Below are 676 nucleotides of genomic sequence, written 5' to 3'. Positions count from 1 at the left end.
ATAAACAAACAATGATGCGGCAATCAGCACCGTCCAGTAGTAACTTTGGCCTAATTGATAAAACTGCCCTAGCCCCACCAACATCGCCAACGTCACTAACTGTAACACTCCAATAATTAACTTGTCGTGGCGACCGAACAGAATCGCTGTCGATTTGATACCGATTTTTAAATCGTCATCGCGATCCACCATTGCATACTGAGTGTCGTAGGCAATCGTCCACAATGCATTAATCACAAACACAAACCAAACCATCACTGGTAGCTCACCGGTTTGTGCCGCCCACGCCATAGGAATCGCCCAGCTAAACGCTAATCCCAAAAACAGCTGCGGGATATGCGTGTAACGCTTCATAAAAGGGTAGATAAAGGCTAAGACAAGGCCCGCAAAAGAGAGCTGAATCGTTAAGGGGTTCATAGTCAAAACAAGTAAGAATGAGCTCACGGCCAAAACCAAAAATAAGCCAATCGCCTCTTTCGCCGTGACCTTACCCGAAGGCAATGGACGCTGTTTAGTACGCTTCACATGACCATCGACTTTGCGGTCTGCAAAATCGTTAATGACGCAGCCTGCGCTACGCATTAAAAATACACCCAACACAAACACAATGAGCACATCCCAACTCGGTATGCCTTGGGCTGCAATGACCAGAGCCCAAACCGTTGGCCACAACAAC

1 protein-coding gene is annotated in these 676 nt (G+C 47.2%); it reads right to left on the bottom strand.

What is annotated here, in order from left to right:
* Positions 1-675, bottom strand: a 675-nt coding sequence (gene ubiA / locus R8N47_RS25560; RefSeq protein ID WP_318186147.1) for a 4-hydroxybenzoate octaprenyltransferase, incomplete at its 3' end; no start/stop codon positions are given.
* Position 676: the final 1 nt, after the last annotated feature.

The sequence above is a fragment of the Vibrio sp. 2132-1 genome (assembly GCF_033344315.1).
This window is presented reverse-complemented; position numbering and strand designations above follow the sequence as displayed.